Origin of the sequence: Thalassotalea sp. PLHSN55 (assembly GCF_052030545.1) — a bacterium.
Classification (GTDB): domain Bacteria; phylum Pseudomonadota; class Gammaproteobacteria; order Enterobacterales; family Alteromonadaceae; genus CANMXU01.
This window is the reverse complement of sequence record NZ_JBPDIH010000004.1, coordinates 49,031-66,191: the sequence shown is the minus strand read 5'-3', so window position 1 is coordinate 66,191 and position 17,161 is coordinate 49,031. Positions and strand designations below refer to the sequence as shown.

Sequence of the window (17,161 nt, the reverse complement as noted above, 5' to 3'; positions counted from 1 at the left end):
GGTCGTTAGCTCAGTTGGTAGAGCAGTTGGCTTTTAACCAATTTGTCGAAGGTTCAAATCCTTCACGACCGACCACTTTTTATTTAGTCTTAATGAAAAGTGATTATCCAAAGCTCATCGCTACCTCTAGCTCATCTTCTTAATTTACTTGAAATTTCTTAATTACGTCATACCGTTTTCATATTCATTCTGACTTATACCTAAATTTTACTAAACCTGATTTATTCTCTAGTACACATTCATGGCGCTTTGCCTTATAATTCCTCGGTTTTTTAGTGTAAATAGAGATGTAAAATGTCGCAAGCAAGTTTAGCCGTAGAATTTGATTTTCAATTTCCAGCCAAGCCAAAACCGTTATCGGTTGACGAGCGTGCTCAATACAAAGAGCGAATTAAACAATTATTGAAAGCTAAAAATGCTGTTTTAGTTGCGCACTATTACACAGATCCTGAAATTCAAGCGCTTGCTGAAGAAACTGGTGGCTGTGTTGCCGACTCGCTAGAAATGGCGCGTTTTGGTAATCAACACCCAGCAGAAACTTTATTAGTGGCCGGTGTTAAGTTTATGGGCGAAACCGCCAAAGTGTTAACGCCTGAAAAAACAGTGGTTATGCCAACACTTGAAGCGACCTGTTCATTAGACTTAGGTTGCCCAATTGACGAGTTTTCAGCCTTTTGCGATCAACACCCTGACAGAACGGTTGTCGTATATGCCAATACGTCTACAGCTGTTAAAGCTCGAGCAGATTGGATTGTTACCTCCTCTTGCGCACTAGAAATCGTTGAGCACCTAGACAGCCTAGGTGAAAAGATTTTATGGGGCCCAGATCGTCATCTAGGCGCTTATATCGAAAAGCAAACGGGTGCAGACATGTTAATGTGGCAGGGCGCTTGTATTGTTCATGACGAGTTTAAGACCAAAGCGTTAATCGACATGAAAACCCTTCACCCTGATGCTGCTGTTTTAGTGCATCCAGAATCGCCTGCAGAAGTGATTGAACTTGCTGACTCGGTTGGCTCAACAAGTCAGTTGATCAAAGCGGCGCAAACATTACCTAATAAGAAATTTATTGTGGCAACCGATCGCGGTATTTTTTATAAAATGCAGCAGCTTTGTCCAGAAAAAGAATTTTTTGAAGCGCCAACGGCAGGAGAAGGTGCAACGTGTCGCAGTTGTGCACATTGTCCTTGGATGGCGATGAATGGTTTAAAAGCCATTGAAGAAGCACTTATTGACCCAACAGGCAAAGAAGTCTTTGTTGATATGGCACTTAGAGAAGGTGCGTTAAAGTCTTTAAACCGAATGCTTAACTTTTCAATCTAGTTGTAAATAAGCGAGTGACGTACAAGTAATAACTTGCCTAAATTCTCAGCAAATCAAAGGTTAATTGTTTAATTAAGTAAAATTGCCTTGCAGCTATAACGTTTTTTACCTACCATAGCGCAGCCTTAATTGAGCACAAAATGGTGAAGTGTCCGAGTGGCCGAAGGAGCACGCCTGGAAAGTGTGTATACCGCAAGGTATCGAGGGTTCGAATCCCTCCTTCACCGCCATCATATTATAAAAAACAGCGACTATGTGTCGCTGTTTTTTTATCTCTTATTTTTATAGTGTGTACATTTATCACTAACACGATAAAATGCTGTTAGCTTTTATCCATAGCAAGCAAACTTTATGAATCTAAACGCAAATTCTTTAATTGTTCTCGATTTTGAAACCACAGGACTTTCGCCCAACAGTGGTGACCGAGCCATAGAAATTGGTGCCGTTCGTATTGAAAATGGTGAAGTTGTTGATACGTTTCAAGCATTAATGAACCCCGGACGTCGCATTAGTAGCTTTATCGAACAATATACTGGCATAACAAATGATATGTTGGTTAGCGCGCCGTCTTGTGAAGAGGTTATGGCGCAGTTTGCTGACTTTATTGGTGACTCAAATCTGTTGGCACATAATGCATCGTTCGATAAAAAATTCTTAGATGCAGAGTTAAGCAGAATATCCCGCGATTATAGCGGACAGTTTGCCTGTTCATTATTGGTATCGCGCCGTATAAATCAACAAGCACCTAGTCATAGGTTGGGTAGCTTAGTTGATTATAAAGGTATTGCATCAGATGGCGATTTTCACCGAGCGTTATTTGATGCCCAAATGACCGCTAAATTATGGCTGTGCATGCTTGATGATATTGGCGAGCAAATCTCCGAGCCAGACGTGACTTTTAAACTGGTTCAAAAAATCGCGAAAACAGCCAAAAAAGATATCAATAAATTGCTATCTCAATGGTAATTCTAGCAATAGTTATACGAGCATATGGCAAAACCAAACAGTAAAGCACCTAAAAAGTCGGTCGATATATTTTGTGCGAAGTGTAAAGCTCAGTTATTTAAATATAAGAAAGGTGGCAAAGGCGCTTTGGTGAAGTGTTTTAAATCACGTATTACTAAAGACTTCACTCAAACTCCTTGCACGTGCCCTAGCTGTCAGCAAGTTTTTGCGCGAGAATTTTTAATACGGGGCATGCCTGCTTTTAAAATGATTGGCGGTAAAGTTTGGTTTAAATAGTGCTAAAGGCTATTTACTTTACAACGAACCTCTTTAGGTAAAAAGGCTTAGCCAGACTAATACGGTAAACGCACACTAGGCTATTGTAGTAATGGGTTTATGTCATATATCAATACAAATCTTATCATTTTGCAATGTGTAACAAAGCTTTGATCTAGACAACTTAGGAGCTTCGCCTGTATATGGGTTTACGTATTTATTTAAATTAATAGCACTTCCTAGAGCATCTTTATCTTCATTTATAACCATATTTAGTAATAACAATCGCAGGTCTAGTTTAAATTTTTCTCCATAAAGGCTAAGGAATTTAGGTAAAGCTGTTACTTTTAGGTAAGAGCCAACAATGTTCCTGTAATTTTTGATAGTAAACCAAAACATATTTTTGATTTCACTTCTTAACTTTTCTGAATGCGCATTAGCTTCTCTATCGGCAATTTCAACTAAAGAAATAAGATTTTCTTTCTTAGCATTTTCAGAGATTAACTGTAACCTCTGGTATGCAAATATACTGTTTAGAGTCATGTTTTCTTTGTATTTTATTTGAGCTTGAAAGCCATGAAGGGAGTGCCCCATGCCTTCAGCTCTTTCTGCGATGTACTTAAACTGTAATGCTCTTGTCCCTTGAGCAAACATAATAAGCCACATTCTATTCATTGAAATTTCTTCAAAAGGTAAAGGAGTAAGTGCATCACCAAATACTTCCCAATTAGCAAAACCTTGTTCTTTAAGCTTGAGCAACAGTGGTTGATAATACAGCTCAAAATTAACAATTGGCACCGCATGAAATACGGCTTCCGTAGCGTTTCTAAGGAATTTTCGCTCTACAGATATGAGTTGTGACAATTGAAGCGCAGCTAACTCAAGGTCGTTATCTAATATATGAAAGTACACCTCTAAAAATGCTAGCCTTTGAATTGGAATAAGTGAATCCCAATCAGGCTCGGTGGCGATAGAGTTCAGTGGTTCGAAATTGGTTAATTTAGATAAAGAGCGATACTGCTTTGTAATACTGGTAAGTTTGTTACTCTTTTCTTCAAGAACAACCCTATTTTTAGCTGTTTCTGATAAGCAATTATCTTTATTAAATTCACAAAAGTAAGCTTCATCATCACCAAATATATCTGGTAAAGCGCTAACGTTAGGATATTTTAGTTGTTGAAAATAATCTAACGATCCCTTAGTAATATTACCTAGTTTGGTTTTATATAATTCTTTGGCTTGCTCAGTAGATATATCGTTCGAAGGAGATAGGGCAATTAAACCAATAAAGGCATTTCCTTCTAAATTTGTGGGTTTAGAATAATACTCGATCCACTTTTTGGCCTCAGGATTTAATTCGTCATCTACGTAAAGATGGTATGTGCCAACTACTATGATGATTGATACCAATATCCCTATTTTAATTCTTTTAGTGAATTCCATTTTTATTTTATTAATCAGTCAGTAAAGTACGCTAATAAGACTATACGGCAAATTGATAAATGTTCATAATTAAAGTAACCTGATATCAATAATTTACGTCTTATAAATAAATGGATTTATGCTCAGTTTTTTTAAAACAAAACCACTGCTATCGCAATCAGACATTGAATTTCAGGTGGCTACGTTTAAGTGGCTGTTAAAGAATTTTGGTGGCGATGATTTCTATAAAACAACAGAGTTAGTTTTACCCACCAAGGAGTATTTTCCATCGAAGGTAGATACAGCAGAAGGGGTGGCTAGTGAAACTTTTGAGGCTGTTAAAAAGCATGCGGGGCTTGAGAACTGGGTGTGTAAGTTAGAAATTCAAGAAGAGGATGCTAACCCTGTAGTTGCACCAACTATTGCCATTCAAAATGCACCAACTAGTCCTCATGGAACTTTTCAGGCAACTGAAGAGAATGAAGTTGTAATTACATATAATCCTGCTTTGGCCTCTCAGCCGACTCAACTAGTTGCAACATTTGCCCATGAGCTGGCGCATTATCTTACTGCCACTTCAAAAGAAGAGCCGCCTGGGGGCTGGGAAAACTGGGAATTCGCTACAGATATTGCCGCAACATTTCTTGGGTTTGGTGTATTTATGGCTAATTCTGCGTTTAGCTTTAGCCAGTATACTAATTCTGATTCTCAAGGTTGGAAATCAAGTAGAAATGGCTATTTATCAGAAAGTGAACATATCTATGCTTTAGCCATATTTAATGAATTGAAAGGCATTTCAACTGCGGTGGCATCAGGCCACTTGAAGCCTCACTTAAAGAAACTCTTAAAGAAAGCTCAAAAAGAATTGAACAATTCAGGCATTGTGGAAGAGTTAAGGGCTATAACGTTTGCTCCTTCCTCGCATATTGCAGGTGGTGAACATGTATAAATTTTTAGTAGTACTTCTACTTGCGATATCGGCCGATTCTCTGGCGTGTTCTTTTATGCCTACCAAAATGGCTTTTGAGCCATCATCAACAGAGGAAATTCAACCTATAAAGCCTACCTTTGTGGTGAACCATATTGGACGAGGTGAAGACGATGGTAATCATGGTTCATGTTCAGACGCTGGTGTGATTTCATTAAAATTAATTGAAAAGCCACCGTTAAAACAAGGGTATATATTTGAGATAGTCGAAGGAGAGTTCGAAGATAGTTTATTTGATGGAACACCAGTAATTATCAATGATTTGATAGAGAATAAAAGTACTTATAGTTTTATTTGGTTCGATGGAAATTCTGACGAGCAAGAGCCTATCAATATTAAAGTAAAAATAATAGCTGTCTCAAATTCAGGCCATAAAAGTACACCTCAATATGTTGTGATCAAACATCCTGGAATTAAAAAACCTTGGTGGAAAATATGGTAAAAATTATTCGCAATTTCTTTTTACTGTTTATATTATTTCTTGTTCCGTTATTCGCTTATATTTTTATTGATTTTGGTGATCCTGGACACTCAAACCAAGTAAGCTCAACTGTCGTAAATGATATTACTCAGCTAAACCCCATTGAAGTTACTCGCGTTATTCAACCAACGTCTATTGAAGATATAGTAGGTGCTATCCAATCAAGTACTGGACCTATCTCCATAGGTGGTGGGCGTTATAGTCAAGGTGGGCAAATTGCATACTCAGATAGTATTCATTTAGATATGCGTGCTTTTAATAAAGTATTGGCATTAGATACTGCTAGAAAGAAAATAACTGTGCAAAGTGGTATTACATGGCGTGACCTGCAAGAAGTCATCGACCCTGAAAATCTATCGGTCAAAATAATGCAAACATACGCCAACTTCACTGTAGGTGGCTCCCTTAGTGTAAATGTTCATGGCCGTTATATTGGAGAAGGACCAATTATTAGGTCTGTTGAGTCAATTAAATTAATCAAAGCAAATGGTGAAATTCTCAATGCTTCCCCAACAGAGAATTCATCACTGTTTTATGGAACTATTGGTGGATATGGCGGTATCGCTGTTATTGCTGAAGTTACTTTAAACCTTGTAGATAACGTGAAAGTTAAACGTTATACCGAGCAGATGAGCGTGCAAGACTATAGGCAATACTTTTCGGATAACATACGAGATGATGAAAATGTCGTTTTTCATAACGCTGATATTTATCCACCAAATTTTACCGATGTACGCAGCGTTAGTTGGCTAAATACTACCGAAGCTTTAACCGTTGAACAAAGATTAATCCCCAAACACAAAGAATATACTTGGCAACCTAAAGTGGCAGAGTTTGTAGCCAACTCAAACTTTGGTAAATGGATGCGCCAGCATATTTTAGAGCCAATTCTATACTCCTTTGATGCGGTTCAATGGCGTAACTATGAAGCCAGTTATGATGTTAACGAACTTGAACCTTCTAATCGAACTAATCAGACTTATGCGCTTAGGGAGTACTTTGTTCCTGTAGATAACTTTGATAGCTTTGCAATCAAAATGGGCGATATATTCAAAAAGCATCAGGCTAACATTATCAACGTTTCAATTCGCCATGCTTTACCTGATAGTGGTTCATTATTAGCTTGGGCGAAAACAGAAGTATTTGCGTTTGTTGTCTATTATCGTCAAGGAACCAGTGAAGTAGCACAACAAGAAGTAAAGCTTTGGAGCCGAGAAATAATTGATGCTGTTATTGAAGAAAATGGTGCTTATTATTTGCCATATCAACTCCACGCCACGACAGAACAATTTGTGAAAGCCTACCCTAGAGCGAATGAATTTTTTGAATTAAAAAGAAAAGTAGATCCTGATTACCGTTTCAGAAATAAACTCTGGCAACAACACTACGAAGTGAATAATAAGCAGTATCATGGTTCAGTCGATGAATAAACTGATACATGGCTTTGAATTGGTAAAACAGTTCATTTCACCTGAAGTAGTTCAAACACTTATTGATGAAATAACAATCTCGAATAAATCTAAATCTCCTCATGGTATTCGTAATGCAGAGAAGAAGTTTGATTGTATTGCCAAACTTGCTAATTCAGAGAAGATTTTAGATCAAGCAAGAACTATTTTAGATGAAGAGCCACAATTAGTCAGAGCCATTCTTTTTGATAAGAACCTTGAAAAAAACTGGTTAGTCAGTTGGCATCAAGATAAAACGGTTTCAGTGAATAAAAGACATCACATTGATGGCTGGGGTCCGTGGAGCCTTAAAGACAATACACATCACGTTCAACCTAGTGAATCAGTTTTAAATAAAATGGTTACCTTTCGTATTCATCTTGATGATAGCAACGCAAATAACGGTTGTTTGAAGGTTATCCCTAATAGTCATAATCGTGGTGTATTAAAGCAAGCTGACATTGATAACATTGCCGAAGAATCTGAATTTATTGAATGTGAAGCTAATGCTGGTGACATGTTAATTATGAGGCCCTTAATTTTACATGCTTCCAGTAAAGCTAAATTGCCAAAACATAGACGAGTTATTCATTTGGAATTTAGTGGTTATGATTTACCAAATGACGTTTTTTGGAGTTAGGGGAAAGTATAGCTATGCCATTCACACCTATACACATGGGACCCGGAATTCTGATTAAGTCTTTGCTGCAAGGCAGCTTTAGTTTAATGGTCTTTGGCTGGACTCAAATTATTATGGATATTCAGCCGCTCATTGTTTTGCTCTCTGGCGAAGGCCACTTACATGGTTTTACCCACACCTATGTTGGCGCAATATTAATTGCCATTTTTGCAGCGTTGACTGGTAAATATCTATCAGAACTTGGCTTGAAGATACTTAAAATTTCTAAAACTAACAATTTAATATCTATTGCTTGGTGGGTGGTATTTTTGAGTGCTTTTATCGGCAGTTTCAGTCATGTCTTGCTCGATAGTATTATGCATGCTGATGTTGAACCTTTCTTTCCTTTTACCCTAGATAACAAGTTTTTAGGCTTGATCTCAGTGTCGGTGTTACACAAGTTGTGTTTATATACGGGTCTAGTCGGTGCTGCTATTTATTATGGAATTAACTGGAAAATGAAAATGAAAAGGAAATTATGAAAATATTAAGATCCAGTATGTTGATTTTGAGCTTATTTTCTTATGCCGTTATAGCAGAGGAAAGCACCTGTTATGGAACAACCGCTAAAGGACGTTTAGAAAATGGAATAGAGCTGCCTAGCTCAGGAAAAAACTTTGTAGGTTACAGTGATATTGCTAGATTAGCTGGTAGAACTTATGTCCACTCCCAAGTAAAAAAAATCATCACAAGTGCATATAAATCATTAGAAACCGAACAGCCCAACAAAGTATTTAAGTATGCAGAAACAGGATTTGAAGATGGTGGCCAATTCAAACCGCATAAAACTCATCGCAATGGATTATCAGTAGACTTTATGACACCTGTTAAAGATGAGTCAGGCCAATCAATGCACTTGCCAACTCATCCACTCAACAAGTTTGGCTACAACATTGAATTTAACAGCAAAGGGAAATATGAGGAATACACTATTGATTTCGTTGCATTAGCTGCTCATATAGCTGCTTTGCATAAAGAGGCGAAAGCACAAGGTGTCGATTTATGGCGAGTAATTTTTGATCCTAAGTTACAACCTGAGCTTTTCAAAACATCATACGGACCATACCTTAAAAAGCACATTCAATTTTCTAAAAAACGTTCGTGGGTAAGGCATGATGAACATTATCATGTAGATTTTGATATCCCATGTAAGGAATTGAATTGATGAAAAAAGTAATAGTCCTTGGAGGATATGGAAATTTTGGTAAAAGGATTGTTGAGAACCTTACCAGTATTGAAAATATAACCGTACTCATTACTGGTCGAAACTTAAGTAAGTCGTCAGCACTAGTAGCAAATCTAGAAAATACTTCAGCCGCTAAGTTAGAGCCATTAGTCATAGATATTTTCGCTGATGATTTTAAAGATCAGTTAGCTACACTTTCTCCTTACCTTGTTATTCATACCAGTGGTCCTTTTCAGGGGCAAGACTATCGTGTGCCAAAAGCATGCATTGAGTGTGGCGCTCATTATATTGATTTAGCCGATGACAGAAGGTTTGTTTGTGATATTGCTGAGTTAGACAATGAAGCAAAAGACAAAGGAGTATTAATTGTAAGTGGCGCTAGTTCAGTGCCAGGGTTATCTTCAGCCGTGGTTGAGCGCTATCAAAATCAATTTAATACAATTGACTCTATTAATTTAGCGATTGCTCCGGGGAATAAAGCAGAACGTGGATTAGCAACAGTTGAAGCCATTTTGTCCTACACAGGACATCCTCTAAATGTATTTAAAGAAGGTCGTTGGCAAGATGTTTATGGCTGGATGGATTCTAAGGTAAATGATTTTGGTGGCTTTGTTGGTAAGCGCCACTTGGCTAATGTTGATGTACCTGATTTAGAGTTATTCCCTAGCCGATATGGTGTAACGCAACAAGTTAGCTTTCAAGCAGGCTTAGAGCTTCCAATATTACATAAAACAATGGTCGGTATGGCCTATCTTTCAAAAATAGGGTTAGTAAAAAATTGGGCACCATTATCAAAAGCTATTGTTGGCACCAGTAATGTATTTCTTCCTTTTGGTAGCGATAAAGGTGCGATGGAAGTACTTGTTTGCGGTAAAGGCAATAATGGCAATGCGAAAAAAGTAAAGTGGATCTTGTATGCCCCCAAAGGCAACGGCCCATATATTCCAACGCTTTCAACCATTATTTTAGCAAGAAAGCTTTTGAGTAGTGATAAGCAAAGCTCTCAGCAGGGAACAGGCGCTAAACCGTGTGCAGGTCTGTTTGAATTAAGTGAATTCGATACTTATTTTGATGCGTTAGGTATTCACTATGAAGAACAATGGTTTTCAGAAGGAATAAGGGAGGAAGCATGATGGAGCAATATTTAATTCTTAAGCTGATCCACATTCTTGCTGCTGTTGTTGTAACAGGTACAGGTGCTGGCATTGCCTTTTTTATGTTTATGGCTAACCGCTCTAACAATCCTCAAGCGATTTATATAACGGCCAAGCATGTAATTTTAGGCGATTGGATTTTCACTACACCTGCTGTAATTACCCAAATAATAACAGGGGGGCTTTTGATGAACATGCAAGGATATTCATTTTCAGCACCATGGTTTTATTGGGTTGTGGGACTGTTTGCATTCATCGGAATCTGTTGGTTACCTGTACTTCGTATTCAATACAAATTACGTGAGCTAGCCAAAATATCTGTAGACTCAAATCATGTTACGCCTGAATTTAAGTCACTGATGAAAACATGGACGCTGCTGGGAATTCCTGCTTTTACAGCAATCATAGGTATTTTCTGGCTAATGGTTTTCAAGCCATTCCCTGTTACTTAGGCCATAAGTATGAAACAAAATAACCAAGAAAAATTATATAAATCTGCAATATATGCATTGGCCTTTTTATGGATTTTTACAGGGCTAACCTCCATTTATTTCTCCCCTGAAATTGGTTATGAAATTCTAGCAAGCGCCAATATCACAGGTTCAATGGCAGCCTATTCCGTTTATGCTGGAGGTACTTTAGATATTATACTTGGGCTTTGGCTTCTAACCTCAATAAAAACAAAGGTATGCTGCATTGTACAAGTAGCAACGATAGTGCTCTATACGTTAATTTTAACCGTTATCGATGCGAGTTTTTGGTTGCACCCATTCGGACCAATAACTAAGAATATTCCAATTATTGTGTTGATAATTTTCGTATATAGTAGTTTAAGCAAAACAAAGAGAGTTTAGCTTTATGCGTTTAAAAGGGAAGTTAATTAAGTGGGATGATGAGAAAGCATTTGGTTTTATCGTACCAAACGGTGGTGGTGACCATGTTTTCATTCATAAAAGTGCTTTTTCTAATAGACGAAGAACACCTCAAATTAAAGACATCATCACATTTTCTATCACTAAAGATAAACAAGGACGTTATTGCGCAGATGAGGCAACTTTTTCCGGTGAAAAACTAAAGAAGAAGCAAGCTAAAAGTGTTAGTAAATTTTCGATTTATTTATCTGTAATATTCTTAGTGTTAATGATGGCAGCATTAGTTATAGGTCGCATGCCTATAAACTTGGTATTGCTCTATTTAGGTGGAAGTACACTTACATTCATACTGTATGCGTATGATAAATCCAAAGCGAAGAGAGGCGCTTGGCGCACACCGGAAAGTACTCTGCATTTGTTTGCGCTTGCTGGCGGCTGGCCAGGAGCAGCTATTGCTCAGCAAACACTTAGACATAAATCCCAGAAAAAAGAGTTTAGGTTTGTTTTTTGGTTAACTGTTATCGCTAATTTCTGTGCTCTAGCTTGGTTAATGTCATCAAATGGTGAGCAGTTGATGAATATATTTAAGTAATTAGAAGCTTCGCTTTTATTTATAAGGGAATAAAATGAAATGGATTTTTATTGGTTTAATGATCATTGTGTTGTTAACCCAATGTCTCTTTTCATTGTAAGACATCTCCTACAAGAACGTAGGAAATTAATGCTTTGCTAGTGCTCTACAACCCTTTGCATTTTATTAACTAATTAAAATTTAAAGATATTTTGTTGTTTCTGATGTTTTTAAGTGTAGGTGCTTTGAAAATAAATGTAATTAATGGCTTGGTAAATAATCCGCTTTAGCTAGAATTAACAGTGTCAGGAAGACAAAGGATTTAAGAAGAGCAGGAGCTCTTGAGTAGGATGCTTGATGGATGGCCTAGGAAGGCTTATTAATAGGGATGTTGCTTAGGATAGCGCATCAGGATGATATCAGGACGATAGTTGCTAGGAAGCAAACTCAAGGATTAAATTAAGGACATTACAAGGATAGTAACAAGCTTTAGGAAGAAGTTATCACGGAAGAGGCTAGGAGGCCGCCACCTTAGGGTGAGTAACTGCACGGATGTTTCGGTTGTCAGAATGGATACTCTGCGATAAAAAATACGGCAATAGCCGTATTTTTTATGCCTATCCTTTAATTAAAATATAAATTAAGTATCTGATTGTTAAAGTTTTATCTCTACTTTTGCTTTCGTGTGCTATTTCATTCAGTCGTGTTTTTCTTTAGATCCCGAATTTAAAATATCATCAATTGTTTTTAATTCATTTTCACTAAATGTGGTGTGCTCTAACGCGGCAACTGCGTCTAAAATTTGTTCTTTTTTACTGGCACCAATTAAACAAGATGTTACGGCAGGGTTGTGCAATGTCCATGCGATTGCCATTTGAGCTAGGTTCTGTCCTCTTTCCTTAGCAAGCTCATTCAGTTTAAAAATTTTGTCTCGCTTTTCTGGGGTAATATGGTCTTCATTTAAGTGAACAATGCCTTTGTTGGCAATACGTGAGTCTTTGGGAATACCGTTTAGGTACTTACTGGTCAACAACCCTTGCGCTAATGGCGAAAAAACAATCGAACCTACGCCTTGGTCGATTAAAACATTGGTTAAGCCTCTTTCTATCCAACGGTCAAACAAGTTGTATCTTGGTTGATGAATTAATAACGGAGTACCTAAGCGCTGCATAATTTTTATCGCTTTCTCGGTATTATCTGCATCATAGTTTGAAATGCCTGCATAAAGCGCCTTACCTGAGCGAACAATATGATCGAGTGCTTGCATAGTTTCTTCAAGTGGTGTGTCAGTATCTAATCGGTGATGATAAAAGACATCAAAATAGTTGAGGTTAGTGCGAGCTAAGCTTTGATCACAACTTGCGATTAAATATTTGCGTGAACCACCATCTCCGTATGGCCCCGGCCACATGTCATAACCTGCTTTACTTGAAATAAATAGCTCATCACGATAGTGGCGTAAATCTTGTTTTAGCATTTTGCCAAAGGTAGTCTCGGCAGCCCCATAACTTGGGCCATAATTGTTTGCTAAATCAAAATGAGTTATTCCAGCATCAAATGCTGTATGCACTAGCGTTCTGGCATTTTCATAAGAATCGTTTGAGCCAAAATTTTGCCATAAACCCAATGAAAGACGAGACAGTAATACACCACTATTACCACAACGTTGGTAAGGCATGTTTTTATATCTAGATTCAGATGGAACGTAAACTTCGGTGGGGGAGTGAGTGATCATTTTTTATCTTATTTAACCAAGTTATTATTATATTAAGTGCTAGCTATACTAATCTGCATTTACTAGCGAAGGCAATTATAAAACCACAACTGCAATATTTATCAATGAACACGGTTATATTTTTATTACATATTTACTCAAACCCATACTGTGATTACTATATGGCGCCATCTGAAGAGTTAAACGATTAAAGATATGAAGAAGCAAAGTGAACTTAACTGTTTTTATCCAGCGGGTGCTAAAAGTGCTACTGAAATTGCAATCAGTAACGTTGAGCAAACTTCACGTGAAGATGTTTTCATTGGCTATGCTGTTTTGCCGTCGAGTACAACAACTGAAAAAGTTGTTATTTATCAGCTGTTGTTAGATGACAATAGTGAAGACTTAAGGCTTATTTCTGCGCGTTGTCCGCACAAAGGCGCTGATATCAGCCAAGATCCCCTCAAAGCAGATGGTAATGTTTATTGTTCTATCCATCGCCGTCCTATTTGTATTTATAGTGAATACAATCAAGCGTACTCAGTGAGTAAAAGAGGGCAAAGCTTCTTTATTGATAAAACTAATAGCTCTTAATTATCGGGTCCGCTTTAGGAAAAATAAACATTTCTGCTAAGCTATATAAGTACCGATACTAAAGGAGCAGATTATGGTTTCTTCTATTTCCTCGAATACAGGTCAGTCACCTTCTGTCGTTGAAACATTGCGTCAACAAAGCCAGCGTAACGAAGCGCTTAGAGAACAAGAGCAAGAACGTTTGGCTAGGCAAGAGAAAACTCAAGAAGAGCAGCGTGAAAAAATAGAAAACGTGAATAGTTCTCTTGGTCAAAATGTGGATATTAACGTATAAAATGTCGTTGCTTCGATAAAGGAATTCTCGCCTATTATCTTGTCTTTATATTTGCGCGCAAAAGCTAAAAAATAACGTGCGTGATGCGTTTAGTGATATCAATTTACAAACGCAAATGTCATTGGGCTTTATCGTTTTTCTCCGACTTCGGTAAATCTACTTATTTTCTCCTCATTCCTAAGCATTGCTTTGATGCTACAATTTATATAAAGTTGACCTATATAAATTATTGTTATTAAAGGTAATAGTTTATGGCACTAAACTTGGTTACATTCAAAAATAGAAAAATTATTCGAGGCCTGAAATGCTAGATTATATTGCATTGTTTATTTTGATCATTGCCGCATTAATTCTGTTTTACGGCATTATTGTTATTCACGACATCCCTTATGAGATTGCTGAAAAAAGGCAACATCCGCATGCTGATGCAATTCATATTGCCGGCTGGGTAAGTTTATTAACCTTACATGTGCTTTGGCCATTTTTATGGATTTGGTCAACCTTGTATCGTAAAGACCGTGGTTGGGGCTTTTCCAATAAGTCTCAAGCTGTAGCACCAATGCAAAGTGCTGACGGTGACAATGCTGAGCTAGCAAATGATAAAGTTGACGAGCTAAGCCAGCAAGTAAGTGACTTGCTTGAACGTGTTGCAACGTTAGAAACCCAGTTATCCAAGCAGCAAGCAACGAACGTACAAGCGGAGAATAACTAATGGATTTATTATTAATACTCACCTACGGTGCGCTGTGCATTGCCATATTCAAGATATTTAATATTCCCTTAAACAAATGGACGGTACCAACGGCTGTGTTAGGCGGCGTTGTATTGATTGGCACGCTTATTTTTACCATGAATTATAATCACCCTTATTCAGAGTTAAGCCGTGAATATTTTGTTACCACGCCAATTGTACCTTCGGTTACGGGGCGAGTCGTGGAAGTGGCGGTTGATGAAAATAGTGGCGAATTAAAACAAGGCGATGTGCTATTTAAAATTGACCCTGTACCGTTTGAAAACAAAGTTACCTCATTAAAAAGCCGTGTGTTAGTCGCTGAAGAAGATTTAAAACGTGCTAAATCGTTAATACAAAAAGGTGTCGGTAGCAGAAGAGATCGCGATTTAGCGCAAGGTCAGGTTGATGATTTAAAAGCTCAGCTTTCCAGTGCCGAGTATGATTTAAGACGCACTGTTGTTAGAGCACCAACTGATGGCTTTGTCACACAAGTAGCGTTGAGAAAAGGCGCTATTGCCGTGCAAATGCCGCTAAGACCATCGCTTGTTTTTGTGCATAAAGAAAATAACTACTTAATTGGCTGGTATCGCCAAAATAGCACTTTACGTTTAAAAGCAGGCTATGAAGCAGAGGTCGCGTATGATGCGATCCCTGGTACTGTTTTTAGCGCAAAAGTTGTTAAAGTTTTGCCTGTACTCGCAGAAGGGCAAGTTCAGCCTACGGGGAATTTAATCAACCCAATGCAAGCGCGTTATCCGGGACGAGTGCCTGTTTTAATCGCTATTGACGATGAACGTTTTGAACAATATCGCGATGCAGTGCCTGGCGGCGCTTTTGCGCAAACGGCCATTTACAGCGATCACTTTCACCATGTTTCAATTATGCGAAAAATATTATTGCGCATGTCGTCATGGATGAATTACTTGTTTCCATTTCACTAACAATTAAATATTAAGAGTTAGAGCGTGTTGATCTTTGTGGTATGAATTTTGTCCAATTTAAACGCTTTCTGATCGCGGCACTAACTTGAAGGCATAGTGGTTCTACGTCTAAAGTTAGTAACAAAGAGCAGGAAGCGTTTAAATGGATCCTTCGGACAGCGTTTGTTTGCCATTTCTACTGCGTTATCACTCATTTATGTAGAATAACTACACGACAATCGCTCTATCTTGTATAGATGGTAAATAATTCGCTGCAAAAACATACACCAAAGGTCAACACGCTCTAATAATAAAAAGGATATTTTATGCATAGTCACCCAGGAATCGTTTTAATCGTTCTGCTTATTTTGTTGTTTGGTTTAATATCGCAGTTAACGGAAAAGAAACCATTTACCGGGCCTATGTTCTTCATGTTCGCCGGCATATTAGTCGGCTCGTTTGGCTTAAATTTATTTGAGCTAAATATAGAAAGTGAAGGGGTAAAACTGCTTGCCGAATTAACCTTAATTATTATTTTGTTTGTTGATGCGACTTTAATTAATGTTAAAGATATTTTGGGTGAAAAACCTAAATATTCTATCCGGCTGTTAGGTATTGGTCTGCCACTTTGTATGATAATTGGTAGCATTACCGCTTGGTTTTTCTTTCCTGAAATTGGTATTTGGGGGGTATTACTTATTGCGTTTATATTGTCACCTACCGATGCAGCGCTCGGCCAAGCGGTAATTAAAAGCGAGAAAGTACCATTACATATTCGCCGAGTGATAAGTGTTGAAAGTGGCTTAAACGACGGCATTGCACTCCCCCCCATTTTGCTATGCCTTGCGGTACTCTCTCTTGGCACAAGTCAGGCGTTAGCGCCAGAGCAGCATTGGGGAATATTTTTTGCCAAGCAACTAATATTTGGTCCGTTAGTGGGCATTGCTGTTGGTTTAATTGGCGGTATGTTGATTGAAAAGGCAGTTGAAAAAAATTGGATGGAACCTACCTTTCAACGTTTGTCTTGCTTGTCATTAGCTATTTTATGTTATGTGTTAGCCGAATATATTCATGGTAATGGTTTTATTGCCGCTTTTTGCGGCGGTCTGTTTTTAGGCACACGCTCACTCATGATAAAAGAGCGCATGCAAGAATTTGGTGAAGCTGAAGGAACCTTCTTAATTTTATCGGTTTTTCTCATTTTTGGCATGTTAGGTATGCCGATAATTCTCGATAATTGGCATTGGAATATTTTAATTTACAGCGTGTTAAGTTTAACCTTAATTCGCGGCATTAGCGTTGCTATCGCTTTAATTGGCTCACAAGAAAAATGGCAAACCGTTGCTTTTATTAGCTGGTTCGGGCCAAGAGGTATTGCCTCTTTATTGTATGTATTAATGGTGGTTAACGAAATTGGTATTGATGGCAATGAGCAACTACTTGCTATTGTTATGACAACGGTATTTCTTAGCGTGGTTTTACATGGTATTTCCGCGGTGCCATTGGCAGCTAAGTTTGGTAAATGGTTTGATCAAAATCGCATTAAATAAGCGTTAAACGATTTACGCAAGCCACAATAAA

Annotated in this window: 20 protein-coding genes and 2 tRNA genes; 20 read left to right on the top strand and 2 right to left on the bottom strand. The window is 37.8% G+C overall.

The features are described from left to right. The 5 genes from ACRRSQ_RS08895 (at nucleotide 1) to ACRRSQ_RS08875 (ending at nucleotide 2,565) form a co-directional block, all read left to right on the top strand. A tRNA-Lys gene (locus ACRRSQ_RS08895) sits at nucleotides 1–75 on the top strand. Between the two features lie 219 nt (nucleotides 76–294). Then, nucleotides 295–1,323 carry a quinolinate synthase NadA gene (gene nadA, locus ACRRSQ_RS08890; RefSeq protein WP_440875382.1) on the top strand — a complete coding sequence of 343 codons (1,029 nt, stop codon included), beginning with the start codon at nucleotides 295–297 and terminating at the stop codon, nucleotides 1,321–1,323. Between the two features lie 142 nt (nucleotides 1,324–1,465). Further along, nucleotides 1,466–1,553, top strand: a tRNA-Ser gene (locus ACRRSQ_RS08885). A gap of 121 nt (nucleotides 1,554–1,674) precedes the next feature. After that, complete coding sequence (locus tag ACRRSQ_RS08880) at nucleotides 1,675–2,289, top strand: 3'-5' exonuclease (protein ID WP_440875381.1); 615 nt, start codon at nucleotides 1,675–1,677, stop codon at nucleotides 2,287–2,289. Between the two features lie 24 nt (nucleotides 2,290–2,313). After that, entirely contained in the window at nucleotides 2,314–2,565 is a 252-nt protein-coding gene (locus ACRRSQ_RS08875; protein WP_440875380.1) for a hypothetical protein, read from the top strand. A 102-nt stretch (nucleotides 2,566–2,667) separates the two neighbouring features. Here ACRRSQ_RS08875 and ACRRSQ_RS08870 read toward each other — a convergent pair whose 3' ends face one another. Further along, a complete protein-coding gene (locus ACRRSQ_RS08870; protein WP_440875379.1) occupies nucleotides 2,668–3,987 on the bottom strand; it encodes a hypothetical protein in 1,320 nt (439 codons plus the stop codon). Between the two features lie 118 nt (nucleotides 3,988–4,105). On the opposite strand from ACRRSQ_RS08870, the gene ACRRSQ_RS08865 reads away from it, so the two are divergent. From ACRRSQ_RS08865 to ACRRSQ_RS08820, 10 genes are read left to right on the top strand one after another with little or no spacing between them, the layout of a single operon-like run. Continuing rightward, nucleotides 4,106–4,915, top strand: coding sequence for a hypothetical protein (locus ACRRSQ_RS08865; protein ID WP_440875378.1), 810 nt, complete (start codon nucleotides 4,106–4,108; stop codon nucleotides 4,913–4,915). Continuing rightward, complete coding sequence (locus ACRRSQ_RS08860) at nucleotides 4,908–5,396, top strand: hypothetical protein (protein WP_440875377.1); 489 nt, start codon at nucleotides 4,908–4,910, stop codon at nucleotides 5,394–5,396. The genes ACRRSQ_RS08865 and ACRRSQ_RS08860 overlap by 8 nt, the downstream gene beginning before the upstream one ends. Next, on the top strand, nucleotides 5,390–6,865 hold the full coding sequence (locus tag ACRRSQ_RS08855) for an FAD-binding oxidoreductase (protein WP_440875376.1): 1,476 nt from the start codon (nucleotides 5,390–5,392) through the stop codon (nucleotides 6,863–6,865). The genes ACRRSQ_RS08860 and ACRRSQ_RS08855 overlap by 7 nt, the downstream gene beginning before the upstream one ends. Continuing rightward, nucleotides 6,858–7,523: a phytanoyl-CoA dioxygenase family protein gene (locus ACRRSQ_RS08850; RefSeq protein ID WP_440875375.1), complete on the top strand. Its 666-nt coding sequence runs from the start codon at nucleotides 6,858–6,860 to the stop codon at nucleotides 7,521–7,523. Before ACRRSQ_RS08855 ends, ACRRSQ_RS08850 begins: the two co-directional genes overlap by 8 nt. Nucleotides 7,524–7,537: 14 nt before the next feature. Further along, complete coding sequence (locus tag ACRRSQ_RS08845) at nucleotides 7,538–8,044, top strand: metal-dependent hydrolase (protein WP_440875374.1); 507 nt, start codon at nucleotides 7,538–7,540, stop codon at nucleotides 8,042–8,044. After that, nucleotides 8,041–8,727, top strand: coding sequence for a penicillin-insensitive murein endopeptidase (locus ACRRSQ_RS08840; protein WP_440875373.1), 687 nt, complete (start codon nucleotides 8,041–8,043; stop codon nucleotides 8,725–8,727). The genes ACRRSQ_RS08845 and ACRRSQ_RS08840 overlap by 4 nt, the downstream gene beginning before the upstream one ends. Further along, the gene (locus ACRRSQ_RS08835) at nucleotides 8,727–9,881 is read left to right on the top strand and encodes a saccharopine dehydrogenase family protein (RefSeq protein WP_440875372.1); all 1,155 of its coding nucleotides are present in this window, start codon (nucleotides 8,727–8,729) and stop codon (nucleotides 9,879–9,881) included. The genes ACRRSQ_RS08840 and ACRRSQ_RS08835 overlap by 1 nt, the downstream gene beginning before the upstream one ends. Then, nucleotides 9,878–10,354, top strand: coding sequence for a DUF2269 family protein (locus tag ACRRSQ_RS08830; RefSeq protein WP_440875371.1), 477 nt, complete (start codon nucleotides 9,878–9,880; stop codon nucleotides 10,352–10,354). The genes ACRRSQ_RS08835 and ACRRSQ_RS08830 overlap by 4 nt, the downstream gene beginning before the upstream one ends. 9 nt (nucleotides 10,355–10,363) lie before the next feature. Beyond that, complete coding sequence (locus ACRRSQ_RS08825) at nucleotides 10,364–10,756, top strand: DoxX-like family protein (RefSeq protein WP_440875370.1); 393 nt, start codon at nucleotides 10,364–10,366, stop codon at nucleotides 10,754–10,756. A gap of 4 nt (nucleotides 10,757–10,760) precedes the next feature. Continuing rightward, nucleotides 10,761–11,366, top strand: a complete 606-nt coding sequence (locus ACRRSQ_RS08820) for a DUF1294 domain-containing protein (RefSeq protein ID WP_440875369.1) — start codon at nucleotides 10,761–10,763, stop codon at nucleotides 11,364–11,366. Between the two features lie 676 nt (nucleotides 11,367–12,042). On the opposite strand, the gene ACRRSQ_RS08815 is transcribed toward ACRRSQ_RS08820, so the two are convergent. Then, nucleotides 12,043–13,080: an aldo/keto reductase gene (locus ACRRSQ_RS08815; RefSeq protein WP_440875368.1), complete on the bottom strand. Its 1,038-nt coding sequence runs from the start codon at nucleotides 13,078–13,080 to the stop codon at nucleotides 12,043–12,045. A gap of 195 nt (nucleotides 13,081–13,275) precedes the next feature. Between ACRRSQ_RS08815 and ACRRSQ_RS08810 the strand changes: the two genes are divergently transcribed. The 5 genes from ACRRSQ_RS08810 to ACRRSQ_RS08790 all read left to right on the top strand — a co-directional run bounded on the left by ACRRSQ_RS08810 (nucleotide 13,276) and on the right by ACRRSQ_RS08790 (nucleotide 17,130). Continuing rightward, nucleotides 13,276–13,653, top strand: coding sequence for a Rieske 2Fe-2S domain-containing protein (locus tag ACRRSQ_RS08810; protein WP_440875367.1), 378 nt, complete (start codon nucleotides 13,276–13,278; stop codon nucleotides 13,651–13,653). Nucleotides 13,654–13,726: 73 nt separating this feature from the next. Next, the gene (locus tag ACRRSQ_RS08805) at nucleotides 13,727–13,927 is read left to right on the top strand and encodes a hypothetical protein (RefSeq protein ID WP_440875366.1); all 201 of its coding nucleotides are present in this window, start codon (nucleotides 13,727–13,729) and stop codon (nucleotides 13,925–13,927) included. 304 nt (nucleotides 13,928–14,231) lie between these two features. Further along, nucleotides 14,232–14,639 (top strand): DUF3302 domain-containing protein, encoded by a 408-nt coding sequence (locus ACRRSQ_RS08800; protein ID WP_440875365.1) that lies wholly within the window; start codon nucleotides 14,232–14,234, stop codon nucleotides 14,637–14,639. After that, entirely contained in the window at nucleotides 14,639–15,601 is a 963-nt protein-coding gene (locus ACRRSQ_RS08795) for an HlyD family secretion protein (RefSeq protein ID WP_440875364.1), read from the top strand. The genes ACRRSQ_RS08800 and ACRRSQ_RS08795 overlap by 1 nt, the downstream gene beginning before the upstream one ends. Before the next feature lie 305 nt (nucleotides 15,602–15,906). Then, nucleotides 15,907–17,130 carry a cation:proton antiporter gene (locus ACRRSQ_RS08790; RefSeq protein ID WP_440875363.1) on the top strand — a complete coding sequence of 408 codons (1,224 nt, stop codon included), beginning with the start codon at nucleotides 15,907–15,909 and terminating at the stop codon, nucleotides 17,128–17,130. Nucleotides 17,131–17,161 lie beyond the last annotated feature (31 nt).